The organism is Rania fehmarnensis (assembly GCF_056494185.1).
This window is the reverse complement of sequence record NZ_CM151398.1, coordinates 3507305-3533645: the sequence shown is the minus strand read 5'-3', so window position 1 is coordinate 3533645 and position 26341 is coordinate 3507305. Positions and strand designations below refer to the sequence as shown.

21 protein-coding genes are annotated in these 26341 nt (G+C 53.1%); 15 read left to right on the top strand and 6 right to left on the bottom strand.

All coding sequences use genetic code 11. The features are described from left to right. Positions 1-67 precede the first annotated feature (67 nt). Complete coding sequence (locus SH573x_RS11965; RefSeq protein ID WP_479355298.1) at positions 68-826, top strand: TSUP family transporter; 759 nt, start codon at positions 68-70, stop codon at positions 824-826. A 10-nt stretch (positions 827-836) separates the two neighbouring features. Next, positions 837-1736, top strand: coding sequence for a TerC family protein (locus SH573x_RS11960; protein WP_479355296.1), 900 nt, complete (start codon positions 837-839; stop codon positions 1734-1736). Positions 1737-1749: 13 nt separating this feature from the next. On the opposite strand, the gene SH573x_RS11955 is transcribed toward SH573x_RS11960, so the two are convergent. Next, complete coding sequence (locus tag SH573x_RS11955) at positions 1750-2715, bottom strand: SGNH/GDSL hydrolase family protein (RefSeq protein WP_479355294.1); 966 nt, start codon at positions 2713-2715, stop codon at positions 1750-1752. Positions 2716-2957: 242 nt separating this feature from the next. On the opposite strand from SH573x_RS11955, the gene SH573x_RS11950 reads away from it, so the two are divergent. Both SH573x_RS11950 and SH573x_RS11945 read left to right on the top strand, forming a co-directional pair. After that, entirely contained in the window at positions 2958-4268 is a 1311-nt protein-coding gene (locus SH573x_RS11950) for an MFS transporter (protein ID WP_479355292.1), read from the top strand. 578 nt (positions 4269-4846) lie between these two features. Continuing rightward, complete coding sequence (locus SH573x_RS11945; protein ID WP_479355290.1) at positions 4847-5461, top strand: hypothetical protein; 615 nt, start codon at positions 4847-4849, stop codon at positions 5459-5461. 401 nt (positions 5462-5862) lie between these two features. On the opposite strand, the gene SH573x_RS11940 is transcribed toward SH573x_RS11945, so the two are convergent. Next, positions 5863-7284 (bottom strand): outer membrane protein assembly factor BamB family protein, encoded by a 1422-nt coding sequence (locus SH573x_RS11940; RefSeq protein ID WP_479355288.1) that lies wholly within the window; start codon positions 7282-7284, stop codon positions 5863-5865. A 146-nt stretch (positions 7285-7430) separates the two neighbouring features. On the opposite strand from SH573x_RS11940, the gene SH573x_RS11935 reads away from it, so the two are divergent. The 3 genes from SH573x_RS11935 (at position 7431) to SH573x_RS11925 (ending at position 11536) form a co-directional block, all read left to right on the top strand. Beyond that, positions 7431-8597: an esterase gene (locus SH573x_RS11935; protein ID WP_479355286.1), complete on the top strand. Its 1167-nt coding sequence runs from the start codon at positions 7431-7433 to the stop codon at positions 8595-8597. Positions 8598-8824: 227 nt separating this feature from the next. Beyond that, positions 8825-10015 carry a bile acid:sodium symporter family protein gene (locus tag SH573x_RS11930; RefSeq protein WP_479355284.1) on the top strand — a complete coding sequence of 397 codons (1191 nt, stop codon included), beginning with the start codon at positions 8825-8827 and terminating at the stop codon, positions 10013-10015. A 162-nt stretch (positions 10016-10177) separates the two neighbouring features. Further along, on the top strand, positions 10178-11536 hold the full coding sequence (locus SH573x_RS11925) for a four-carbon acid sugar kinase family protein (RefSeq protein WP_479355282.1): 1359 nt from the start codon (positions 10178-10180) through the stop codon (positions 11534-11536). On the opposite strand, the gene SH573x_RS11920 is transcribed toward SH573x_RS11925, so the two are convergent. Together SH573x_RS11920 and SH573x_RS11915 are read right to left on the bottom strand one after the other, a co-directional pair. Beyond that, positions 11537-12265, bottom strand: a complete 729-nt coding sequence (locus SH573x_RS11920; RefSeq protein ID WP_479355280.1) for a GntR family transcriptional regulator — start codon at positions 12263-12265, stop codon at positions 11537-11539. It lies immediately after the preceding gene. A gap of 219 nt (positions 12266-12484) precedes the next feature. Further along, entirely contained in the window at positions 12485-13165 is a 681-nt protein-coding gene (locus SH573x_RS11915) for a response regulator (protein ID WP_479355278.1), read from the bottom strand. 253 nt (positions 13166-13418) lie between these two features. Here SH573x_RS11915 and SH573x_RS11910 point away from each other — a divergent pair, with 253 nt between their 5' ends. The 7 genes from SH573x_RS11910 to SH573x_RS11880 all read left to right on the top strand — a co-directional run bounded on the left by SH573x_RS11910 (position 13419) and on the right by SH573x_RS11880 (position 22020). Further along, positions 13419-14912, top strand: a complete 1494-nt coding sequence (locus SH573x_RS11910) for a sensor histidine kinase (RefSeq protein WP_479355276.1) — start codon at positions 13419-13421, stop codon at positions 14910-14912. A gap of 177 nt (positions 14913-15089) precedes the next feature. Further along, positions 15090-16685 carry a PAS domain-containing sensor histidine kinase gene (locus tag SH573x_RS11905; protein ID WP_479355274.1) on the top strand — a complete coding sequence of 532 codons (1596 nt, stop codon included), beginning with the start codon at positions 15090-15092 and terminating at the stop codon, positions 16683-16685. A 173-nt stretch (positions 16686-16858) separates the two neighbouring features. Continuing rightward, positions 16859-17518, top strand: coding sequence for an ABC transporter ATP-binding protein (locus tag SH573x_RS11900; RefSeq protein ID WP_479355272.1), 660 nt, complete (start codon positions 16859-16861; stop codon positions 17516-17518). Positions 17519-17525: 7 nt separating this feature from the next. Further along, positions 17526-19892, top strand: a complete 2367-nt coding sequence (locus tag SH573x_RS11895; protein ID WP_479355270.1) for an ABC transporter permease — start codon at positions 17526-17528, stop codon at positions 19890-19892. Further along, positions 19889-21094 carry an efflux RND transporter periplasmic adaptor subunit gene (locus SH573x_RS11890; RefSeq protein ID WP_479355268.1) on the top strand — a complete coding sequence of 402 codons (1206 nt, stop codon included), beginning with the start codon at positions 19889-19891 and terminating at the stop codon, positions 21092-21094. Before SH573x_RS11895 ends, SH573x_RS11890 begins: the two co-directional genes overlap by 4 nt. Before the next feature lie 147 nt (positions 21095-21241). Further along, a complete protein-coding gene (locus SH573x_RS11885) occupies positions 21242-21580 on the top strand; it encodes a hypothetical protein (protein ID WP_479355266.1) in 339 nt (112 codons plus the stop codon). A 185-nt stretch (positions 21581-21765) separates the two neighbouring features. Beyond that, the gene (locus SH573x_RS11880) at positions 21766-22020 is read left to right on the top strand and encodes a BON domain-containing protein (protein ID WP_479355264.1); all 255 of its coding nucleotides are present in this window, start codon (positions 21766-21768) and stop codon (positions 22018-22020) included. Between the two features lie 357 nt (positions 22021-22377). Here SH573x_RS11880 and SH573x_RS11875 read toward each other — a convergent pair whose 3' ends face one another. After that, entirely contained in the window at positions 22378-23139 is a 762-nt protein-coding gene (locus SH573x_RS11875) for a CHAD domain-containing protein (protein WP_479356715.1), read from the bottom strand. Beyond that, positions 23054-23491 (bottom strand): putative PEP-binding protein, encoded by a 438-nt coding sequence (locus SH573x_RS11870; RefSeq protein WP_479355262.1) that lies wholly within the window; start codon positions 23489-23491, stop codon positions 23054-23056. The genes SH573x_RS11875 and SH573x_RS11870 overlap by 86 nt, the downstream gene beginning before the upstream one ends. A 335-nt stretch (positions 23492-23826) precedes the next feature. Here SH573x_RS11870 and SH573x_RS11865 point away from each other — a divergent pair, with 335 nt between their 5' ends. Next, complete coding sequence (locus tag SH573x_RS11865) at positions 23827-26301, top strand: hypothetical protein (RefSeq protein ID WP_479355260.1); 2475 nt, start codon at positions 23827-23829, stop codon at positions 26299-26301. Positions 26302-26341 lie beyond the last annotated feature (40 nt).

Sequence of the window (26341 nt, the reverse complement as noted above, 5' to 3'; positions counted from 1 at the left end):
TAACCGTGCATTTGATGCTTAAAGAGTGCATTTGATGCTTAAAGAGTGCGGTTGATTTAAAGAACCGGTGAACATTACGGATCCACAAACGTTGGTCAGCATTGCGATTTTGGCTGCCTCAGCGTGCCTGCAGGCGTCGGTAGGTTTTGCCGCGGGTCTATTGGGAATTCCGTTACTGCTGTGGGCAGGCAACTCGTTACCGGATGCTCAGGTAATGATCATTACCGCCATGTTGCCACAGAATGCATTGTCGCTCTGGCGGCTCAGGCAGCACACCTCTTGGCGAGAGGTCGCGGGCCCGGCCACGATTCGGTTGGCATTTCTGCCCCTAGGCATCGTGAGCTTGGCTTATGTCGTAGCCAACTCCGCAAACCTGATCAAGCCACTGGTGGGACTGATTGTCTTGGCTGCGGTGGCGGCGCAGACTGTCCAGACGCGGCCCTGGGAAAGTGCCAAACGTTGGTATTGGGTGCTGGCCGCATTTGGGCTGAGCGGTCTGCTCCAGGGCTTTAGCGGCATGAGCGCTCCACCGATGCTGCTCTGGATTCATGGCCAGCGATTTGCAGCCAAGCGCGCCCGTAGTTTTCTTTTTGCCATATACTTATCGAGCTTCTTGCCGCAGCTGATCATCATGCTGCTTACGTTTGGGCCGAGGATTATTGAGCGCATGCAAGTCTCGTTGATTGCACTACCGCTGGTCGTTCTGGGGGCCATTATCGGGCTGAAAGTTGGCAACCGGTTAGGCGATCGCTGGTTGCGGCCCGCCACGTATGCGCTGTTGGTATGGATGGCGGTCCTATGTTTGCTCGATCCATGGTTGTCGTGAGTGATTTTAAATGGAAGTGATTTTCGAAAGTGTTGTTGCTCTGATCGCGCTGAGCGCAATGGAAATTGTGCTGGGCATCGATAACCTCGTCTTCATTTCCATCTTGACCAGCAAATTGCCGTTGGATCAGCAAACCAGTGCTCGACGTTTGGGACTTGCTGCGGCCCTGGTGATGCGCATCCTGCTGCTGAGTATGATCTTTTGGATGTCCCGCATGACAGCGCCGATATTTCACATGAATGACATCTTGCCCGTCGACGGACTCCAGCGCTACTTCATGATCGAACCCTATGACGACGAGCCTGAAGTATCCAACCCTGCTGCTGACCATAGCGAAACTTCCGCCGACACGACTAGTCACACAAGTGATTCTCCCCAGCGGCTCGTCCTGAACAAACATGCCTGGAACGAGTTCATTGAGGTATCGTGGCGCGACATTATTCTCATGGCGGGTGGACTGTTCTTGCTCTACAAAAGCATCCACGAGATTCATGGTGAGGTCGAAGGCGAACATTCTGACCGAAACACTAAAGTCAAGCAGCCCAGCTTCAACAACGTGCTCTTTCAAATCGCGCTGATGGATATCATTTTTTCGCTCGACAGCGTCATCACTGCCGTCGGCATGGCCGATCATTTGTGGATCATGATTGCCGCGGTGATCCTGGCCGTGGCCGTTATGATCTTGTTCGCCAACCAAGTCGGCAACTTTGTCTCGGCCAATCCAACCATCAAAATGCTGGCCCTGAATTTCTTGCTGATCATTGGCATCATGTTGGTCGCCGAAGGCATCGGGACGCCTATCAGCAAAGGCTACATCTACTTCGCCATGGCCTTTTCGCTGATGGTCGAGTTCTTGAACTTGCGTGTGCGCAAGAGCACGATACCAGTGGATCAAGGCGCTGAAATCTAATTGTGGCGCCCGGTCAATTGTTTACTAGTGCTCTTATCTGTGTGTCGAGAGCCTCGGCTTGGGCATTGGCTTCAGTCAATGGCAGTCCGGCCGTGATGCCGGGTCGCACATGTTTGGTAGCAGTTAGCCAGGCAAGTTTCAGTACTTGCTGCTTTTGTTGCACAAGCTTGAGAAGTTGTTCACCGTGCGGATGTTCTGAATAACCATTCGCGTCCAACCGTAACCCCCAAGCCTTGGCCAGCGGACGAGCGATCACCGCCTGGCCTGCGGCGTTGGGATGAACGCCGTCGCTGGCGAATGTGAAACGAGGCTCGCTCTTGCGCTGCTCTTGAACTACTGATTTCATGGCAGCGTGGACATCGTAAACTTCCCAACCATCGGCTTGCTTACTCAGCAGCCACTTGGAATACTCCTCCAGCACTTCGTCGTAGCCAACATACGGCGTGGTGTATTCACTCAAACCAGCCGGCAACAACTTGTCTTGATTCGGTAACGCATCGAAGTATGCGGGCGTCAGGTGAATGATCTTAGCGCCGCTGCGTTCCACCGCTTGATGCAGTCGCTCAATACCGGACTTGAATTTATCAAAGCGATCCTTGCCTAGCGGGTAGTAGATCCCGTCGTTCATCCCATAACAAGCAACTACCAGCTCTGGCTGCGTTTGTTCCAGCACGCGCGCTAAACGCTCGTGCAGATCGGGCCTGGGAAACTGCCCTCCCGCATGACCGGGTTCGGACAAGCCCGAGACGGTTTCGCTGGGCAGGCCCAAATTCAAAAACTCGATCTGCCGTTTGGGGTCCTGCGCAATGGCCGCCGCTTCCAAACTGGCAATGTACCCGCCACCATGCGTGATACTGTCGCCCAGAAAAACAATACGTTTGACTGGCGGCAGTTTCTCTTGCGTCCAGCCCGCAGAGGACAGAGCCAAGGTGGCCAAACATCCGAATAAAATCCAATGGATCCAAAGGGTAGTTTTCATGGCAGAATTTCTGAATCGAGGAGAAGGTGCTATGGGGGAGTTTGGTTAGTTTAACCCATAGCCCGGCCCATTGGTGTTGCGCTATACTACGCACGCAAGTAAATCTCACTGAGCTTATCCAGAAGAACATCAGCCGCATTTAGACTCATCCACAGCGGTTGTAGAACACGTCCAGGCGTCCCATTCGCGATCAAGGCTCTGCTGGTAATAGAGATGCCGTTGGTCCTTAAATAATCATAACCATGAGTCTCTTGTCCATGACCAGCTATCGATGGCGGATCGTAGCGATTCTGTTTGTTGCTACAGTAATCAATTATATCGATCGACAAGTCTTGTCGTTTGCGATGATCGATGATGGGTTTCGTCGATCGATGCTGGGATTGCCAGATGGTCAGACATTAACCGCAGCGGAAATTGCTCGCTTTAAAGAGCTGATGGGCTATGTCGACTGGGCCTTCAAGACCGCCTATGCCATTGGGTTCTTGGTGATTGGTTACCTGATCGATCGCTTGGGCACCAAGCTGGGACTGGCGGTGGGCATGACCGTTTGGAGTTTAGCCGGCGTACTCTCAGCTCTGACAGCCGGGGTCAAGAGTATGAGCGCGACGCGATTTGTTTTGGGTTTAGGTGAAGCGTCGATATTCCCAAGTTCCGTCAAGGCGATTTCGGAGTGGTTTCCGAAACACGAACGCACTCTCGCCATCGGCATCTTCAATGCCGGTACAAACGTAGGCGTAATCGTAACCGCTTTCGCAGTTCCGCTGCTAACCTTGTACTTCGGGTGGCGCGTCTCATTTTTGGTAACCGGTCTCTTGGGCTTTGGAATGTTGATTGTGTGGCTGGCGTTCTATCGCACTCCCAGCCAGCATCCCCGTGTTTCGCCAGCAGAAATTCAGCACATCGGTCAAGATCGAGAGCCGGTGTCGACCGAGCACGTATCGTGGCTGAATCTGCTGAAGTATCGACAAACCTGGGCACTGATGACGGCCAAGTTCTTAGCAGATCCTATCTGGTGGTTCTATTTGACTTGGTTGCCAACTTTCTTCAATGACAACTCGGTCTTGGGAACGAACCTGGACTTAAAGAATATTGGACTCCCGTTTCTGATCATCTATCTCGTATCCGATTTTGGATCGATCTTCTTTGGTTGGCTCTCGACGCGTTTCATGATGATGGGTTGGTCGCTGAATCGGGCTCGCAAGACAACGCTGCTGATTTGCGCCGTATGCATTATGCCGATCTACTTTGCTTCGACGACCAGTAGCATTGTCGTGGCCATCGCGCTCATCTCCTTGGCGACTGCAGCCCATCAAGGATGGTCGGCCAATATCTATCCGATTGGCTCTGACTTGTTTCCCAAACACCTGGTGGCATCGATTTCAGGGATTGGAGGTACTGCTGGAGCGATCGGTGGCATGATTTTGGCCCCGCTGGCCGGCATCATCATCGCCCGTTTCGGTTATACACCTTTGTTTATCTGGGCTGGCAGCGCATATATCATCGCCTGGGTTCTGCTGAACTTGATTCTGCCGAAGATGGAGCCCATCGAATAAGGCTATGCTTTACTCGTCCAGGTCTTCGTACACGTTACAACGCTTTCTGCTCAAGAAAGATCTCTTTTTGATAGTCGCCTGTCGAACAAACTGCTAGCGGAGCAGATTGGGATAGTTGGCTGATTTGGATGGAAATCAGCTTCACGGAAAATGCCGAGTGGAAATCTAATCCGACTTCGGAGAAGTCGGTTTATGCAGACAGGGAGGTCGTGATGCTACGCCCGTTTCTTATAGTTGGGTGCTTGATGCTTGTCAGTCTGGCAAGCTGTAAGGCTATTTCGAATCATACACCTGTCTGTTACAAAAAACCCCCGCACGCATACCACAATGCGCAATCGGCACAAGCCGCACAGTTTTTCTGGACGGTATTTCAGTCTGCCGACTACGCGCACTCCGATCAAGCTCTAGCAGGACTGACGGCGGCAACTGCTGCTGATCCAACCGACCCACACATGGTATCGCTCACTGGTCTCTGCAGTTTTTGGAAGGTAGTCGAGCATAATAGAGGCTGCATCCCTTCGGCAGCAACGCATGATTTAGCTGTGCAAAGTTTGCAGTACGTGCAACAAGCTGCCTGCATGGATCCGAGCAACCGTTTAACGCCGGGCTTTGTCAGTTCCGCCAAGTATCAGCTGGGCGCCATGCAAGGCAATTGCCACATGATGGATGATTCGGCGATGGAACTGGAACGCAACACGAATGTCTACCCGCAATTCCACGGCTTCGTCGAAGGCTGGGTGCTGACGGCCATGTTGCCGCCCACTCACCCACGTTATGAAGCCGCCGTCGAAGCATATTATGAAACGCTAGATTCATGTGCTGGCATTCGCGTGCCGCGCAGCTTCCCGCGTCTCGGCGAATTCGGCTTCTACATCCTCGCCAAGAAGTCCAAGAATCAAACGGTTTGCTACAACACGGACATCGCGCCTCACAACGTTGAAGGCACACTGCTGGGTCTGGGCGACGCGCTGGTCAAGCAAGGCAAACATCGCCAGGCGCGCATGATTTACGAAAGCATTACCCGCATCCCAGCGTACAAGACCTGGCCCTACAAAGATGTCTTGATGTGTCGCTTGAACAACATGGAAGAGCTAACCGCCAAGTGGGTCTGCGACAGCGGCAAAGTCGATGTCCAAGAGCCCGCCATGTTATTCCAATCCTCCATCTCCTGCACCTGCTGCCACGCGCGCTAAAGGTCACCTCTCCATGCGCAACTGTAGCCGAAGTCGCCAGACTTTGGAGGCGTCACCGATCGACTTCCAATCTGGCGAGACAGGGCTACAAAGGCCTTAGGGTGGCACTGGCTATGCGCAGCATTGCCAGTGTATGGAACGAAGTTGTGCCAACGTTTAAGTCTTGCTTAGTGCCCGGCCCCCTCCCGCAGACTTCGGCTAAACGCCTCGTCTGCGACCTCCCCCAGCTTCGCCGGGGGAGGTGACAGTCACCACTCGGCAGAACGTCAATTCTCCTACTCCTACTCCTACTCCTGCTCCTACTCCTGCTCCTACTCCTACTCCTACTCCTGCTCCTACTCCTACTCCTACTCCTACTCCTACTCTCGAATAGGCGTAGGAGCCTTGCTGGACTTTGCTTGCTACTGAAAGCACATCAACTGGCTCTTGGTGCGCACGTACAGCCGGCCGGCGTCGATGGAGGGTGTCGCGACGATAGGTTCTTTCAAGTCGAGCGTACTGAGAACCTGAAACTCTTTGCCTGCGGACAACAAACTTAGCTTGCCCTGCAAGCTGGCCAACACGATGCGCTGGCCGCTGCCGATCGGGGAGGCGTAATATTGACCGGTCGCGCCTTTCAAACGCTCGCGTTTCAGCACCTCGCCGCTCTGGCGGTCCAAGCATAACATGATGCCGCCATCGTTGATGATGTACACCAAATCTTCCATGACCAAAGCGGATGGGATGTAAGGAGTATTCTTGGTGTACTTCCAGGCAACTTGCGCATCGATCTTGTCGCCTTCGCTCTTGAGCTGGACGCATGACAGCCCACCTTTGTTCAAGAAGGAACCAAAGCCTTTATTCCATTCCTCGAGATCAACTTTGCCGTCACCGTTGCCGAAACCCTGATCGATGCGTTCGATCAATCGATAGGTACCCACCGATTGTTTGACCTCCTCGAGCTCAATGACTTCGTCGCCGTTTTTGTCCGCGTTGCCCAAGGCGGCCATCGGCAGTGGCTCTCCTGGCGGTTCCGAGTAATAGATGAATTGTTTGTCGACGACCGGCGTCGTCACCGGCGCATTACTCAGCCCGAGCACCGAGAACCGCTTTTCACCAGTCATCAAGTCATATCCGACCATTTCGCCTGGAGCGGCGCTGACGATCAACTTCGTGCCGCCGACTTCTGCCAAGGTGGGAGTCGAATAACCGCCAGTGACACCCAGCAGACGTTCCACTTTCCACAACTCTTTACCTGTCGCAACGTCTAGCGCTACGATGTACGGATCGCGAAGTTGATCGAGAGCCACGATCAATCGACCGTCGACCAGAATCGGTGACGCACTGATGCCGTGCATGCTGTAGAACGGACCCAAGTCCTTCTGCCAGACTTCCTGACCTTCAATCGAGTAAACAACTAAAGCAGCATCGGGGAAGAGGGCACACACGTACTTGCCATCGCAGACCGGCGAGCAGGTTGCGGGCGTGTTCGGTGGCGTAGCCGTTTCCTTGCGCGCACTTTCGATCGACTTGGACCACAATTCTTTCCCCGTGGCTGCGTCCAAACAATGCACACTTCTGCGATTGTCTTCAAATGAAGTAACAAACATCTTGCCTTGGCTAAACACCAGCGAAGATGTCCCCGGCGCGAAATCAACCTTCCAGAGAACATTTGAATCGGCAATCGTATCCGATAATCGCAACTCGCTGGCCAGGCCGGTACCATGCGGACCGCGGAACTGATTCCAGTCATTTGCGTGACAGTTACCGGTCATCCCAGGATAACTGGCACCAGCGAAAATGAACGCTACCCACGCACAACTCACCCATAATCTGCCACGCATGTCAGGTAATCCTTTGCAAAGTGGAACTCTACGCAACTATCCTGTTGCCGCATGTTGCTGGCTGTTGCCCATAATCACGAGATTAAAACCTGTTACACTATTTTCGCCATTGGCTTAATCTTGTCTTCTAACCCCCGGGTCCAATCATGCGATTGCCAAGTCTACTCTTGAGTTGCATTTTGTTTTCGACTTCACCCCTCGGTATGGCGCAGGAGCGACCGGCTCGCCCGCCTGCGTTCAAATCGGTGGAAGTGGCCGAGGATCGTTCGATCACGCTCCGCCTGTGGGCTCCCAACGCCAAAGAAGCCAGAATCGCCAGCAGCGATATGCCCGGTGCCAATCCCTTTGGTCCTGGCCCGACGATGACCAAGGGCGATAACGGCGTGTGGGAAGGCAAAGTCGATCCGGTGGTCGCAGGATCGTATCGCTATAGCTTTAACGTCGATGGCTTGACGGTCATTGATCCTCGTAATCCTCTCACTAGCGAATCGAACTCCAACACTTGGAGTTTGCTGCATGTACCAGGCTCTGAATACTCTGACGAGAAAAATGTTCCACACGGTGCCGTAGCCCAGCTCAACTATTTCTCTAAGGCACTTGATCGTAATCGCCGGGCTCACGTGTATACTCCGCCCGGATATGAAAGCGGTAGTGACAAGTATCCGGTGCTGTATCTATTGCACGGTGCAATGGACTGCGATGCTTCGTGGAGCACTGTCGGCCGTGCTGGCTTCATTCTAGACAATCTGATCGCGGCCAAGAAAGCCAAGCCGATGATCGTGGTCATGCCCATGGGGCACACCGGCCCGTTTTCGTTTGGTCCAGAAGGCAATAGCTTGCAGAAGCAGATGGAAGAGTTCCGTCAAGACTTCACCAGCGACCTTCGTCCGCTTATCGAAGAGCGTTATCGAACTGTTAACGACCGTGACCATCGCGCCGTGGCCGGATTATCGATGGGCGGCGCTCAAACGATCGATATTGCCATCAACAACCTGAAGGACTACGGTTACATCGGTGTCTTCAGTTCCGGAGTCTTCGGCATCACTGGCAACTTTCCAGGTGGCAGCGATGCCAAATGGGAAGACACTCACGCTAAAGTACTTGACGATGCAGAACTCAAGCAGGACTTGCGTCTAATCTGGTTTGCAACCGGCAAAGATGATTTTCTGCTGGCCACCAGCCAAGAGACCGTCAAAGTCTTAAAGGCTCATGGGTTCAAAGTCGATTACGAAGAAACCGCCGGCGGCCATACTTGGATCAACTGGCGCGAGGACTACTTGCCCAAGTTCGTTCAACAGTTGTTCACGCATTAATAAAAGCGGCATGTAGCCACCGCTGCCCAGCGGCGGTCAAACGCTGGCATGCGGAACGTAGCTACCGCTGCCAAGCGGTAGTCAAGTGCCGGCTTGCGATTTTAGTTCCGTGTCCACGCCATTCCACCGTCTGGCGACGGTGGCCACGAAGGACAGTCCACCGTCTGGCGACGGTGGCTACGAGGGCCAATAGTATCCGTGATGAATCCACAGTCCAAAGCGAATTAGTGCACCAATCGAATTCAACTGCGAACCGACCGATTCTGGCTTCGTTCTGGCATGGACTTCGCGCATTTCGCTTTACGCTTTGGATCTTGATCGCAAATTTTGTGGCCCTGTGTTTCCCTGGCATCTTTAAGAGCTTGGGCAATGTCAGCCTGACCGATGCCTGGGTTCTGCTGATCATGGTGCAACTGATCATGTTTGGCATGGGAACGCAGATGCGGTTCAAAGACTTCTGTCATGTGCTGAAGATGCCGGGCACAGTCGCGATTGGAGTGACTTGTCAATTCGTGATCATGCCCTTAGTAGCCTACGGGCTGACCAGAGTGATACCGCTCCCTCCGGAGATAGCCGCTGGCATGATCTTGATTGGCAGTTGCTCGAGTGGCTTGGCCTCAAATGTGATGACGTTTATGGCTCGCGGAAACTTGGCGCTTTCGGTGACGTTGACAACTCTAACCACCTTGTTGGCGCCGGTGCTTACGCCCCTGTGGATGCGCCTCTTGGCTACTTCGATGGTGAAGATAGACGCCCTGAAGATGTCGCTGGATATTGTCAAGATGGTCTTGGTGCCGATCTTAGCCGCCTTCGTCCATGACTTTTTAAGTTCATCAAGCACAAGTGTGCGCAGAGCTGCGTGGGCCTGTGTGGGCTTAAGCAGTCTGTGGCTTGTATGGTTGAGCGTGGCGGGCGGGTGGCAATGGCTAACCCTGCACGCATCGGCTACGCTGACGCCGTCGCTGATGTCGCTGCCCGGATTTATTTCCGCGGCTTTTGTGTTTGGTGCACTCTATCATTGGCTAGTTAATCTACTCCCCCAGATCGTCGCCTGGATGCCCAGGCTGAGCATGTTTGGCATTATTTATTACACCCTGGTGGCAACCGCAGAGGGTCGAGAGCAATTGCTGTCGGTCGGCGTACTATTAGTCGTGGCCGTTGCAGTTCATAATTTGGCCGGTTATACGCTGGGGTATTGGTCAAGTCGGTTGCTTGGCCTCAAGGGCAGCGACTCCCGAACCGTCGCGCTGGAAGTTGGACTGCAGAACGGAGCGATGGCGATCGGGTTGGCGCGTGGTATGGATCTACTTGGCACAACCGGTTTGGCCGGGATGATCTTTAGTCCGTTGATGAATGTGACAGGGTCAGTATTAGCCAACTATTGGCGGCAACATCCTGATTCAGACACCGGTGGATAGCAACTTAACCTGAGATATCGAAAACCTGGAACCCATCGCTTCGATCTGGCATTGCGTGAGTCGCAGGGGACGGGTATGAAATATCGCGCATGATTCGCCCGAATACGCCCTGAGCCGCTGGGACCGCAGCCCGTCGCTCGACATGAATGGAGGCCCAGCCTGATGGAGCCCTTAATAGCCTACGTCGGTGACGACTTCACCGGTTCAATCGAGGTACTGGAAGCCCTGCAATGGGCTGGACTAAAGACTGTTCTGTTTCTCAAGACACCCGCGGCAACGGATCTGAGCCAGTACGCAGACTGCCAGGCAATAGGCGTGGCCACCCAGGCCCGCTGCATGACACCTGAGCGAATGGATGCTGCACTTGGGCCATTGATTCAAGCACTCCAGGCGCTGGCGCCCAAGTTCCTGCATTATAAAACTAGCTCCACCGCGGACTCATCGCCACGCACCGGAAGCATTGGCAAAGCCATCGAACTGGGACACACTAGTTGCGGTGCCCATAAGGTCCCCGTCTTAATTGCCGCTCCGTCACTCGGTCGATACCAGGCGTTCGGCAATTTGTTTGCAACGCACGGTGAGCCCGGTAAGATTTACCGCCTCGATCGACATCCCGTGGCGCGTTATCATCCAATTACTCCAATGTACGAAGCGGATGTGCGCGCTCACCTGAGCCTGCAAACATCCCTGCCCATCGAACTGGTCGATTGTCTTCAAACACAACAACCGCTGATGAACGCTTGGGGAACCTCAGGCGAAATCATGCTCTTCGACGCGTTAACCGATCAGGACGTGGCTGTTTTCGGCCAGTATTGCCACGATTTGGCCAGCCACTCGTCGCCTCTCTTTCTGGTGGGCTCCTCAGCCATCGAAAGCGGCTTGTTAGCAAGCTGGAAAGATGCGCCACCGGTAGAAGCGCTGCCAGCCCATACTCAACCAGAGCGTGAACCGGCCAAGGCCGCGCAGATGCTGGTGTTGTCGGGCAGTTATTCACCGGTCAACGAACGACAAATCCTGTGGGCCCGGCAAGCAGGTTTTGATGCGATAGAAATTGAAACAGCCCTGTTGGTCGATCCCGAGACTCGCGATGCCGAACTGGAGCGTGTGATCGATCTGGCCGTCAAATCGCTGGGTGCCAGCAACAGTTTGATCATGCATACCGTCCTTGGGCCCAGTGATCGTCGGCGCAATCAACTCATGAACGCCTTTGCCAAACTCGGTTTAGAGCAAGAACAGATACAGTTGGAAAACTCCAAACGCTTGGGACCGATCTTGGGTGAACTCGTGAGCCAGATCCTCAGCCGACATCCGGTCCAGCGACTAGGCCTATCAGGCGGCGATACGAGCATCTATGTAGCTCGTCACCTGGGGATCGTGGCGATCGAAGCGCTGGTGCCAGTGGCACCGGGCGCGCCACTTTGCCGCGTCCGCGCACCCAACGCATTTGACGGCCTCGAAGTTATCTTCAAAGGCGGTCAGGCAGGGGATGAACACTTTTGGAAGATTGCGTCAAAGCGATAACTACAGGACTTCGCGGAGTAGCTGCTGGCCGCGACGAATATGCAATTCCATCAACTCACTAGCCGCCTGAGCTTGGCCGCTGCGGACTGCTTCCAATATCTCTCGATGTTCAATAACGCTTTGCGGGGCGCGGTTGGGGGATCGTGTAAAGACATTGATCGTCACCAGTCGAATGCGCTGCGAATACTGTTGCATCAACTTGATAATCTGCATGTTCCCCAAGAACTGGCTCGGAAGCGCATGAAACTCGGTATCCAGGTCGACGATCTTTTTACGCTGACTGGTATCGGCAGCGATTTCAGCCAGCGCCTCCAAGTTGGCTTCCCACTGCGCGAATTGATCCCGAGTTAACTGGCCAGTTACGGATTTAATTACAAAGCACTCGAGAGCCACGCGAACGTCGTATAATTCGGCAATCTCGGTGGGTGTGAGTTCGCGAACGCGAATGCCCGATTGCGGTGAGACGACGATGTAGCCTTCCATTTCTAATCGTTCCAGAGCGGCTTTGATTGGCGTCTTACTCATCCCCAACTCAGCCGCCAATTGTCGCTCTGACAAAAAGGCTCCTGGTTCATATTGGCAATTGAGCAGCCGCGCATGCAGTTCATCGTAAGCGCGATTCTTGAACAGTTCGCGCGAGACGGTGGCTCGACGTCGGGTCGGTTGTTTCTCTTCCGGTGAAACAGCGATAATGCACCTCCGCTCGGTTCCGATTTGTAGTAAATCCACCCATCATTCTGAGATCTCAAATTCGAATATTCAACCCCCAAAGTTGAGAATATTTGGCGGTCAGCTTCCCCGCGCAGCAGGGAGTCTGCGGGAGGGGGCACGGCATCTAGCCGATCTCGCCAGAGATTGGAAATCGTTCGGTGACACGTCCAAAGTCTGGCGACTTCGGCTACAGTTGCTCTGCGCATGAAGAGGTGGTTGATTCCATGGAAGCTCTGGTCATTTCTGGCTGAGCAACCAAGTGACGGCATGTCGAGACAATTCAGGGGCAGATTTTATCCCCAGCTTGCGTTTGATGTTCTCGCGATGGGTATCGACTGTGTGCGTACTCAACAGCAATTGGTCGGCAATACTGTGACTGGACAAACCCTCTCCGATCATCCGAAAGACTTCCAGTTCACGAGCACTGAGGCGTTCAATGGGGTCTTCAGTTTCTTTACATCCATCTAGCGACATGGTCAACAAGTGTTCCGCCAGTTCGGGGCTGATATAGCGTTTGCCCGAGGCGATCGCCTGCAGTGCCTCGATGAGATGCTCGCTGGAGTTTTGTTTGTTCAGGAAGCCGGCAGCGCCTGCTCGCAGGCATCGTTCGGCATAGAGTCCCTCTTGGAATCCAGAAACCACCAATGATCTCGTGTGGGGCGATCTCTTCCTGATCTCTCGCAAGAGCGAAACGCCGTCGCCGACTTTGAGTGCAATGTCGACGGTGGCAATGTCGGGCTGGAGTCGTTTAATGAGAGCGACTGCCTCATCTTCTGTGCCGGCCTGTCCGACGACCTGAAACTCTGGGCACAGGCCGACACGCATAGCGATGCCCTCACGAACCAGAGGATGATCGTCGACGATCACAACAGATTTTGGAGCTGGCACATTCATCCCCAGCAAGTAGTTAGGAACCATTGACCATCAAGCTAAGTCTATCCGCTCTATCGGCTATTACAAAGCAGTATGCTACTATGGCGAATTCCACCAGCGACGATTTGACGAAATTCTCTATTGCTATGCGGTTGTGGTGTGTTTCTAAAAAACATAGAGAGCCTACAGCACCACGGGCTTTTGCTGGGCATCACCAAATGTAGACTCTGGGCTCGAAGTCTACCTTCGCATGATTTGCAACTGCGCGTTTGGACAACACGAAAGAAAGCGACCTGAAATGCTCGAAAATTCAGTTCAAGGCATCGTGACAGAGAACGTCAACTTATTGGCTGCCGCATTGTCGCATCTTGGTGAGGGTGTGATGATCACGGACTGCAACTTGACGCAGCCTGGACCTCTCATTTTGTACGTCAATCCGGCAATGTGCAGGATCAGTGGGTACTCAAGCGACGAATTGCTCCATCAGTCGCCTCGAATCTTCCAAGGTGAAGCCACGGATAGAGCCACACTCGATCTACTTAAGTCGGAACTTCTCAGTGGTAGATCATGCACGGTAGAACTCGTCAACTATCGCAAAGGTGGTACTGCTTACGATGTCGAGCTGTTCCTGTCCCCCATTCTCAACCTGCAAGGCGATTGCACGAACTACGTTTCTATCGTACGCGATCTGACGGAACGTAAACTGATGGAAAATGCGTTGCTCGCCAAACATCGACACTTGACCGCGGTACTGGACACGGCCGTCGATGCCATCATAACCATCGACGAGCATGGGCAAATTGTCTCAGCCAACCGCGCCACGGTTAAGATGTTCGGTTTTTCATTGGACGAATTGCTGTGCGCAAACGTGAGCATTCTGATGCCCGAGCCTTTTCGCAGAAACCACGACCAATACATTCGAAACTATCTCGCATCTGGCCATGCGAAAATCATCGGGATCGGTCGAGAACTGACGGGTCAGCGAAAAGACGGGAGCTTATTTCCCATCGACCTATCCGTAACAGAAGTCGATGACTCAAAAATTTTCACGGGCATTATCCGAGACCTCTCCTCGCGACGCGAAATTCAACAAAGAATACTGGAAGTCGCTGGCGAGCAGCAGCGGCAAATTGGCTACCAGTTGCAGGAAGGTGTCGAACAAGATGTCACCGCGATTCATCTGCTAGCCACAACTCTCGCAGATTTACTGCAGTCGCGAATGCTGAATATGGAGGCAAGCCAGACTTCGCCATTCGTGTCGGAAAATGAATTCGGCCAAATTTGTTTACTCGCCGAGCGGTTGACGGCAGGAATTGGTGAAACTCTACGCAACTTGAGCAAACTGAAGTTCGGAATCATGCCGGTTCAATTGGATTCGCGGGGATTGGATGTGGCCCTGCGTCAATTGTGCATGGACACGACGGTCCTGACCGCATTGAGATGCACCTTTCAGTCCAATGCTCTGGTTGAAGTTCGAAATAACACCGTAGCGGCACATATTTTCCGCATCATCAAGGAAGCCATCGACAACGCCTGCAGACGGGAAGCGGTTACGCAGATTGAAGTGCGAATCTCCAAACAGATGGAGCTAGTTGCAGAAGTAATTGACGATGCTGCCCACAGTCCACACAACCGCGGAAGGCGACCGTGTGAATCGGTGACCAGCTATTCGCTCACCTCCGAGATTATGAAGTATCGCGCCGGTCTGATTAGCGCCACTCTATCGAGTGAATTCATCGAACCACGTGGACATGCCATCAAGCTACACGTAAATGTAGAGGTCCTGGCATGAAACATCTGAAGCGCTCACTCGGGGGCGTTTTGTCGCACGTCCACCCTCTTCAATGGCAATCCAGGGATTGGGTGAGCAAAAGCTTTAGCAGATTGGTAGACTGACGCAGGTGGCGAACGGTTGATGTCGTTTTCTCGCGACTGAAACTCCAGCAACTCTCGTGGTGGAGAATACTCTGTGGCCGAACAGGACCCCAAGTGTCTGGACATTGCCTTGGACCAGAGTAGTGCGGCAAATCTGCGAGAAGACCGCGCAGAAAGTGCCGGGCAGCTGACACCCATCTCACGCGACCATTTGGCATCGTTTGTCGAACAAGCTCCCTTGGCAATCGCGTTGTTTGATCGCTCCATGAACTATTTGGCTGTAAGCCAAAGCTGGATAAGGGCATTTGGAAAGGGACGCTCCTCCCTCACCGGCATAAACCATTACGAACTTTATCCGGATCTTCCTGAGCGTTGGAGAGTCGCCCATGGCCGTGCCTTAAATGGGGAAACTCAGTCAAGCAACAGCGATTTATGGGAACAGCCAGATGGCACGCAAATGTGGTTGCGCTGGGACACAAGACCCTGGCTGAAGGAAGACGGTTCCATTGGTGGTATTATTCTGTATAGCGAAGATATTACCGCACAGCAAATTGCGCTCAATCAGCTTTTGACGGAGCAGCAACGATTGCGAGCGCTGCTTCATTCGGCCGTTGACGCAATTTTACTGGTCGACGGCTCTGAGACGATAACGGAAAGCAATCCGGCCACGACTAGACTGTTCGGGTATTCGCGAAATCAATTGGTGGGCAAGAAAGTTAAAGTGCTTGCTCGTTTAGAAAGCGTGTTTGCATCGGCCAAGTCCCAAGCATGTCGCGTGACATCGTTAGGGGCATCCGATGCAGAGCCCGTGCAGGAGTTGGTTGGAATTCAGGCCAGGCATCGAGACAACGGTTTGGTATCAGTAGAGTTATCATGCAGCTACGATCAACATTTGGACATGTTTACTATCATCTTTCGTGATGTTTCTGAACGAAAGTCACTCGAGCAGCAGATTTTGAATGCAACCGAGAATGCACAACAGCGCATTGCTCAGGAACTCCATGATAGTGTCCAACAAGAACTGACTGCATCGGCCCTTATGGCTTCAAGTCTTGTCCAGGTCATCTCCTCGTTGTCCTGTGACTCAGCCAACAATCGATCTGAACAAATTGCTCGTGCAAAAGTGATAGCCAGTACATTGCTGACGAATCTGGTAAGTTCCGGGACCCACATTCGTGACTTGGCACACGGACTTATGCCCGAAGAAGTCGAACCCGATGGACTGATAGGGGCTTTGCAAGAACTTGTCACCAGGAATGACAAGCTCAATGGCATGCGCTGTACATTCATATCAGATCCTACGTGCGAACTGCCGGATTCCAACACGGCCACGCAACTGTATCGAATTTGCCAGGAAGCAATCAACAACGCCCAGCGCCATAGTCAGGCAACTCAATTGGACGTTTCCCTTGCGCAGAAGTCGGCCAAAATCGTCCTCGAGGTCCATGACAATGGGATTGGTATTTCGGCCATCCACCAGACAGATAGCTGCAAAGGAATTGGCCTGCGCACCATGAAATACCGTGCAAATCTAATAGGTGGCGATATACGGCTGTGTCCTCGCACAGGCGGCGGAACCGTAGTGTCCTGTACTATCCGCCGACCCGACAAGGCGCGCGCTTCGCAACAGTCTGGACCACATCTCCGATTGCCCACTGGCAAGCAGTCAATCGCTGCAGAATCGCTGTGAGAGGAGACACACTTGGGAGTCCAGTCAAAATTCGCGCCCACGTGCTTACAAAGTACCGGTATAGAAATAACTCTTAAATGGATGCGACTCGCTAGAGCTGCTGCAGCATGCAAGATTCCCCCTGCGATAAGACTCCGGTACTATCCATTCGCCAGCTGACAAAGACTTACAGGATGGGTGATGTCCTTGTTGAAGCGCTGCGCGGTGTTGATCTCGATCTGTGGTCTGGTGAGTTCGTCGTGATCTTGGGACCTTCGGGCAGCGGCAAGTCAACTCTGCTGAACATCCTCGGTGGGCTCGACAACCCGTCCAGTGGCACTATTCACTACGGTGAGCAAAATCTGACAACCAGCGATGAAGCCGATCTGACGGAATACCGACGTCAACACGTGGGCTTTGTTTTTCAGTTTTACAATTTGCTCAGCGGGCTTACGGCGCTCGAAAATGTGGCACTGGTCTCTGAGATCGCACGCGCTCCGCTGGAACCACAGGAGGCTCTACGTCTAGTTGGACTTACGGAGCGAGCCAACCACTATCCTTCCCAATTATCTGGCGGCGAACAACAACGGGTGGCCATCGCTCGCGCCATCGGTAAACGACCCGACGTCTTGCTCTGCGACGAGCCGACAGGTGCCTTGGATGTGGCTACTGGAATCATCGTCTTGGAAGCCATCTCAAACGTAAACCGTCAACTGGGGACGCTGACGGTCGTCATCACGCACAACGCCACTATCGCAGAAATGGCCGATCGAATCGTATTTATGAGAGATGGCTCTATCGACTCAATTCGAAGGAACTCTACTAAAAAGTCACCGCAGGCATTAGTCTGGTGAGATGACCGTGAACACGCGCAGCCAACTGTTACTCTCCGATCTATTGAAAACCCGGCGACAAGGGGTGGCCATCAGTCTGCTGTTAGCATGCGGTGTGGCCACGTGGGTGATGATGACCAGCGCCATGCAGTCGATATCCTCCAGCTGTGATCATTATTATCGTCAGTATAACTTCGCAGATGTCTTCTTAGAGTTGACCCGTGCACCCAACTCAGTGGCCGACCGGATGCAGGTGATTCCTGGAGTGATACGCGCGCAATCTCGCATTGTCCATCAAGTACTACTTGATATCCCATCCATGCCTGAGCCTGCTGCGTGTCGCATCGTGTCGCTCGGCACTGATCCGGCCAGCGATCTGAATGCAATTTATCTTCGCAGCGGTCGCTACCCCACTGCCGAATCGACCGCAGAAGTCGTCGCGAGTGAACTGTTTGCCAATGCACACCAATTACGGACTGGTTCAAAACTAGATGTTGTAATGAATGGTCGACGACAGAAGCTAACGGTTGTAGGAACGGGCATTTCACCCGAGGCCGTCTATGCTGTGCAGCCAGGACAAGTCGCGCCGGACAATCGACATTTTGGGATTCTATGGATGCCAAGGGCGCAGATGGAAAGCGCGTTTGATATGAAAGGTTCGTTTAACAACATCACCTTTAGCTTGCGACGAGGCGCGTCGAGCGCTGAACTGATGCAACAAATCGATAGACTGGCCGAGCCTTACGGCGGTCGCGGCTGCTACGAGAGAAAATACCAAACTTCCCATGCTCGCGTCTCGGACGAAATCCATCAAATGAGCATGATGGCCTACATTACACCAGCCATCTTTCTGGCCGTCGTAGCCTTCCTATTCAATATCGTTCTCGGAAGGTTGGTTCATCAGCAACGCGAACAGATCGCAACCCTACGCGCGTTCGGATTTCGAATTCGTGAACTCGTCCTCCACTACCTCAGTTGGGTGCTCATGTGGGTTGCATTAGGTTCAAGCATAGGTCTGCTAGTCGGTTACCGGTTAAGTTGGTGGATGACTGGACTCTACTCGCAGTTCTTTCGCTTTCCTAGTACATCACATGAGCTAGGAACTGGGGAGATGATCCTGGCGTTCGCACTATCTTTGTTGGCTGCGGCCATTGGAGCTGCGGCCGCGTTGCGTAAGATCATCGTATTGCAACCGGCGGTCGCCATGCGACCGGAGTCACCCACCGGACACACGAGATTGGTAATTGACCGTCTCGGCCTGCGGAGTTTCTTCTCACCTCTGGCTCGACTGATCGTCGGCAGGCTGCAGGACAATCTTGCAAATTCGTTGTTGACTGTTCTGGGCATTGCTCTGGGTATGGCCGTCGTCGTCGTGGGTGCGTTCCTGGAAGACACGATTGACTACGTCATCGATGAACAATATGAGCTCTCTCAACGGCAGGATATGCAATTGACATTTAATGAAGTGTCTTCGTATTCCATTCTTCACGATTTGATGCAACAACCTGGTGTCCAGCGTGTGGAGCCCTTTCGCGCCATCGCAGTGCGACTGCGAAACGGGCTGCGTGAACGCCGCGTAGCACTGTTAGGACTGGAACAAAATCCACAACTCTTTCGCGTACTGGATGCCAACCAACGGCCTCTCGAATTTCCGGCTCGAGGCGGCCTGACGCTGACTCAAAAATTGGCTGAATTGCTGGACGTCCGAGTCGGACAAGAGTTGGAAGTAGAATTTCTCGAGGAGAGTCGGCGCACGGTACGCATGCCCATAGCCACTGTGTTTCCGAATTATGGAGAACCGGCTGCGTACATAAATCGCCACTCGCTTCACGAATGCTTGCGCGAAGGCCCACGGCTGTCAGGCGCCTTCGTAGATATAGATCTTCAGTATCGCGACAGGTTTTATAAAGTTCTTAAAACAACGCCATCGGTGCTCTCCATTGTTGACAATAACATAGCGCGAGAGAACTTTCGCGCATTGATTGCCGAAAGCACTGGGCTGATGCGGTGGATCAACTCATCTCTGTCCATGATCATTGCCCTTGGCATTATGTACAATTCTGCCCTAATCTCGCTGGCGGAACGTGGGCGCGACTTGGCGACACTCAGAGTGTTAGGATTTACTCACCGCGAGGTCCTGTTCGTGTTAGTCGGTGAACAAGCCCTGCTCGTTTTCATGGCTATACCACTGGGTGTACCGGTTGGGTATAGTTTTGCCTATTTGGTGACTCGGGCACTCGATACCGAAAGTCATCGTTTTCCACTAGTGATCGGGCTTCACACCTTTGCCTATTCCGCGCTGATCATTCTCTTGGCGGCGCTGGGCTCTTCGCTAGTAACCAGACAGATGTTCCGCAAGGTCCAGTTGGTGAGCGTGCTGAAAGTGAAAGAATGAAGAAGAGTCATAAGACTAAGCTACCTTGGATATTCTCTGGCGTCCTCCTAATTGTTTTGGTTGCCTACGGTTTGATACCGGAGCCAACGCTCGTCGATGTCGTGCAAGTTAAGACGGGATCTCTGCAAATTACGGTCGACGCAGAGGGGGAGACGCAGGTAAGAGAACGGTACATGGTCACTGCCCCAATCGCCGGCAAACTAGTTCGATTGAATTTGCATGCGGGCGATCGAGTGGAACTGGGGGCGACACTAATCGCGCGCATTGAAGCTGGTGATCCTGCGCTACTGGATGCGCGTTTCCTGGCCGAGAGCAAAGCACGCGTTAGCGCCGCCGAAGCATCCAGATTGCGTACTCAGGCCGAGCTAGAAAGCTCTAAGGAGGCCAGCGAAATCGCTCGCCACGAGTTCGACAGAGCTCAGAAACTGCAAAAATCCAACGCAATCTCGCAAGCCGACTTTGATCAAGCTGAACATCAACACCGGATTTCGCTTCACAATACCCGCTCCGCCGAATTTGCTCTCAAAGTCAGCGAATACGAGTTGGATTTGGCCCGTGTCGCTCTGAGGAAACTCGACCCGGCACGCAACGGCAACGGCGACAATGCCATGGAGTTGACCAGTCCAATCAACGGTTGCGTGCTAAGGGTATTGCGCGAAGATGGCGGCATAGTCTCCGCAGGCAGCGAGATCTTAGAGATTGGAGATTTGACAGATTTGGAGATGAAGATAGACGTTCTTTCCAAAGACGCCGTCAAAATACCGCTCAATGCAAAGGTCGTTATCGATCACTGGGGCGGTCCGGAAAAGTTAAGCGGTATTGTTCGACGCGTAGAACCAGCCGCCAGGACCAAAGTGTCCGCTTTGGGCATTGAAGAAAAGAGAGTCTACGTACTGGCCGACTTTGTAAGTCCATTCCAAGCTCGAGCAACCTTGGGCGACGGCTTTCGCTTCGAGGCGTCCATCATTGTCACCGAGACCGATCCTCAAACGCTTATCGTCCCAGCCGCTGCGCTCTTTCATGCCAATGACAAATGGCTAACCTATCGCATAATCAACGACAAGGCTCAGGCATGTCAAGTCGAAGTTGGCTTGAGCAATGGCACTATGACCCAGATTACCGCAGGGCTTGAGGCGGGGGACCGCATTATCAACCATCCCTCCACCGATATCCAAAACAATAGTCGTGTACGCTCGCGCTGAGAAAAGCTGCATCTAAGCTCACGGCCCCGCGCTAAGCAAAGTCGATGACCAGAAAATGGCGATTCCAACGATATGCAAGACAAGCCTCAATTTGAAAATCTTTGGGCGATCACAATTTCGAGGTCTGTCTCAATTACGAGGTGAAACATGCGTGTCGATCCGTGGGATATGGCAAGTGACTTAGATCGAGATATTTTGTTCTGCCTTTCAGGAGGACGCTTTGATGGATTGACGATTTCGTCCTCTATGCGCAGTTTAGCGCAGAATTTATGGATCGTCACGAACGCTGGTACGATAGGCAACTGTTTTCGCTTAATTGACACCGACGGACAGCCCTGTCGCCAGCGTGTACCACTAGGATTTGGCTGGGTCTATCCTCGCCATCGCTATCGAGTCACGTCCCGATGTTCAAGCGGCCAGAAGCTGTCAATTCATAGTCACTTTGTGTCTACTGACTACGTTATCGATAATGAGTTGCCTAACTAAGCACCGTCCAATTCGGATTGGAGCCCTGTCCGTGTCCGCGTGGGTAGCAAATTCCCTGATCCAAGAATTGCGGGTTTGATCGATTTTCACACCTGGTTTGACATGGGAAAATCGCTTCCGCCCGAACAAAAGCTCAGGGTAATGACGGTCGCTGGAAATCTAGGCAATAAAAGATCGAGGGTATTATGGTCAGTATGTTGTCAAATCAAGCAGTGGTTGAGCCAGAGGCCCCCTCAATGCTGAATCTGCACAGTGTCATTCAAAAGCAATTGGAGTCAAACGACATCATGCAACTTCGAGGCTTAGTTTGTGAGAGCCACGGACAAGTTGTTGTGCTTCGGGGTCAGGTGGATTCCTACTATCTGAAACAACTAGCCCAGGAGTTGGTGAGAAAGTTGGACTCAACTGTTTCGATTGTCAATCTAATCAGGGTGAATTGACTAGATTCGAGGTGCCCATTGATCGTTGGTCTAGATACCGGACCGGCCATCGCCCAGCGGCCGGGCGGGAATATATTCGTGGTCAAACAAATATCGCACCGGCTGCCAAACCCATGGTCACTTACGAACTCGCTGGCTTCGAAATGCTTGACACGTAAGAGCCTCGGTATTACGGGCCTGGCAAGCAGTTGCCAATGTGGGTGTGTCAGGGACGTGCACGCCTCGAGGCCGTGGGCGTGATTGGGCGATTGTGACCGGGCGACTCGATAATCACTTCATGAGCTCCACAGCCACCCATGAATTGAAAGGCTTCGCCTTCCTTGTGCCTCGCCATTGTTCTTTTGTTCAAAACTCTCCTTACTGACCGGCGACAGCATCCCGTGTGCGGCAACACCACTCTGCCGATTCAGCGACCCTCAAAAAAATCTGTTTGACTTCAGTCAGTGATCGCAATGTGTCGTACCCGAGCGAAAACGATCGATCGACGATTTCAATCTGTAGCAATCTATGTTGCATCAGCTCGTCTGTTCTTGCACCAAGTCTGATCTGCAGTTGCTGGAGCATATTGAGAACATCCAAGAGATCCACCGTGCAACCGCACTTGGCAAGGAACTCGAACGCGTAGCGTAGGCGCTTGATGGCGATGCGCAAATGATGAACGTTGGTGTCACAGATCGAACCGCTCGTGGACGCCGTCACGTACCGGCCACCAAGTTGGACCATGCGGGTACCGACGAATTCTGCCACTCTCACGCGATCGACTTGCGCGACGCTCTGGCGATGTTTGGAAAACACGTCGTCGGCCAACCATCGCTTGATGCAGCGCGCAAACTGTCGCCTCGACCGGTCTCCCCATTTCACCATGTTCTTGACGATCCTGGGGCTGTTTTCTTGAAAAGCGTACGATGCGAGTAGCACATCGCAATTGCGTGCTCCGTCGCTCAACGAGCGTATGCGTTTGCACTTGCGTGTATAGAATCGGTAGTCACTTGGGCGCAAAGAATCTTGAAATAGGAGGACCACTGTCTCCGCCTTACGGCTCGCCACACGGATTGAGTGCACCGCCGATGGCGAACAGTCTTTTCTCAACACTTTCAAGCATTTCTCTAAAGCAAGCAGTTGATCTAAAAGCGGTTCGACAAATGTCTCTGTGGTGAACATGTTTCCTCACCGTGTGCTTCTCTCGAAATGGAGTCGATACCCTCGCGAACGAGGAACTCGCAGAAGTCTGCATAGTCGCTGGGGCCTGCCCGCAGATCCCGATCTTGACGTGATCAGCTTTGGCCGTCTTGATGACCGTGGTAATCAACCGTTTAACCGCTAAGTCGCGTTCATCAGAGACGTCAGCCACGATAGCGGAATCACGATCGACTCCCAAAGTCAATTGCGTCAAGTCATTCGAACCATTCAAAAAGCCGTTAAAAATTCGCAGAACTTGTCTGCCAGTATAACATTCGATGGAATTTCGCACATGACGTAGATCTCAAGCCCATCGCGACCACGCACAAGCCCGTAATATGCCATCTCCGTTTGAACCCTCATCGATACTGTCATATTCGAGCAGAGCTCGCGGATGAACCTTTACATAATTCGAAATGGTGAACTCTTGCCGAGCCAGTCCTATACCATCACAAGGCATCGCTGACAGCGCAAATGCCTCATCGGGCGTTCAAACGCAGGGGGAGGCAACGTAGTAAATTCAACCACTAGAAATTGCGATTCCTCGCGATAGGCGATCTGACAAACCGGTGACACAATTGCCGATGATCACTTTCTAATCCGCACGTCTGCAAGCGGGGAACAAAAATGTCGGTCAGCAAGTTCGTGGGTTTGGGTGTTGCTCTTTCTGCTTTGATGCTGGGAGCGTGGATGGTCACAGCTGCCACGCAGATACCCACATCAAAAGCGTTCGAAGCAAATGAACCTGTCGAGTCCATCCGAGTTGAGCTGAGCATCGGTGCCGGCGGTGAGGATCTCGATGAGCCGATTGCCTTGGACCTTGGTTTGGGTTTTCCACTGTGGTTGCATAGGCTGGGGCGCGTCGATAGCGCTACAGCCGCCTTCGGCGCCATCTCCCAGACTGGCACAGACAGTCATGCTGTTCCGGCCGGGCAGAAAGCCGCGTTTGAATTCAATCTTAGTTCAACGGGACTGGACGAACTACGCACCACATCTCAGCTGCTAGCCGGCGTTCACATGTCGGATATCAGCCACCTCGGATTCACAAGCAAAGCGGACCATGGCTGGATTCTCGAAAGTTATTCCATCCGCATAAACGGCAAGCTGTTCTTTGAAAACCATTCGGTCAATGCGAACGGTCGCGGCTGCCAAGATAGTGCGCGGGAGCGCTTGATGGAGCTGACTCGTGAATCGGATCCAGAGCAAGCGGAGCTTACAGATCTGCGATCATTGGTTGCGGCCGAGCTGGCAACCGACGCAGACCGTCAGCGCCTTGGTGAACTGGAACAATCTTTGGGCCCGCACACCGAAGAAGTCAAACGTTTGGAACGACAGCTCAGTGGGACTGCACCTTTCTACAATGAGACTGGATTTCAGTCGGCGTGGCGCGGCCAGGGGAAGATAGAAAAGTTAAAAGTGATTGTCACGACAGCGCCACACTCAGCTGCCAGCACTCTCAACTTCGTCTATTTCCGCACTGGTGGACATAAATACTTGATCGGTTCTGCAATTCGGCCACTATCGCCTGAATTCGGCCCTCAAGAATTCACGCTCGATCTGACTAATACGCCCTTAACCGCTAGCGATCTACGCGGTTTTGCCTTGGGACTACTGGCTCCGCACGAGCCTCTGGGCGACACGCCTGATCGTTGGCATCCACAACGGTTACGAGTCGAGGTGGATGACCGAGTTATGTATGACAGCGAAGACAATAGCGTCGATCGCGCATCTCTCTCGGCCATTCGATTGATTCCGCCTGCCCATCTCAATTTCGCTGGCCAGGTCGTGGTCAACTCGCCGATCGCACGCGAAGTATTCGTATGGGAAGCAGGCAGCGGTGTCGGTCTGGACCTGGCGCATGGAGGTGCCGATGCGTTGCCAGCAGTCGACGAACCAACCTATCCGGAGCCAGAGTCCGCTGTAGTCATCAACCAAGAGTTTGATGTTAGCCAACAGCAGGAAGCCTGGTATGACCCAGTGGCTGAACCTTTCCCTGGAGAAATTGGCTTCGGACCAAGTTGGCAACCCGGCTGGGTGCCTGGGGGAGGTTGGCTACCTGACTGGGGTTCAACCTGGCAGGACGGCTGGGGCCCCGGATACGATCACGGGCCGAGTTGGCTGGATCTATTTCTGTTTGGCTTGTTCCATTCCCATGACCATTTGCCCGATGGCGTGATCCCAGAGCCAGTGGGTACACCACCACAACTTGAACATGTAAATGTCGATTATGTGACGCAAGACATTCAATGGTCTGTCATCGGAGACGATAGCCAGATAGATCACTTCGTAATCGATCGCGTCCTGATTCGCCCGGATCTCGATGTGCCAATTGTGGAAGTGCTCGGCACTCCTCATACCGTTTCTGCGGGACAAAGATCGCTTCCATGGTCAGAGCTCGAGGCATTGATGCCTACATGGACAGCGGACGAAGCCAGTCGTTCGTACATTTCGTATCGGGTGACGATGATCCCCATGGACCCAGCCTTAGGTGTAGATCCAGGTTTCTCTGCGGCAGTGCCTGCACGGCCCATGAACCCCTTATCGAATTTCCACATTCAAGATGAGTTCGAATACACACCAATGGGCGGCTTGGCTCAGCACTTGCCTTTGTCCGCAGTGGGTGAACCCGAGTTGCCCGGTCCAGCCGCTTGGAGAGCAGGTGAAACGATTACGCACAACGGAATCGATGTAGCGAGCTTGTCTCCATTACAACATCATATTGTCACTCGCGCTCAAAACAACGGCGATCAGTCTACAGTTGTGGTGCATGGTCTGTTGCCACCAGGTCATCACAGGTTCATTGCCTATTGCGGCTTTATTGGGGCTGTCCAGCAACATGCCGCCGTGCATGTAACGTCCGTCGTGCATGTGCAGAGCATCGCAGATCCGTCCTTACACATTGGCTTTCCGGCTGGCGTGGCTAATGTTGAGGCTGATCCAGCACAACCACCAACCGCATTGGCACCGGTGATTCACGACATCGACACGGCGTTAGTCGGACCGGGAATGATGTCATTCCGCGCAACTTTTACGTTTCATCATGACGCAGTTGACCCTCAGCACGCGCCTGCGCTGGTGGGGTTGCGCCTATTGGGTATGTGAGCTACTTGACTCTTGAAACTGCTGCATTGGAACTGAGGAA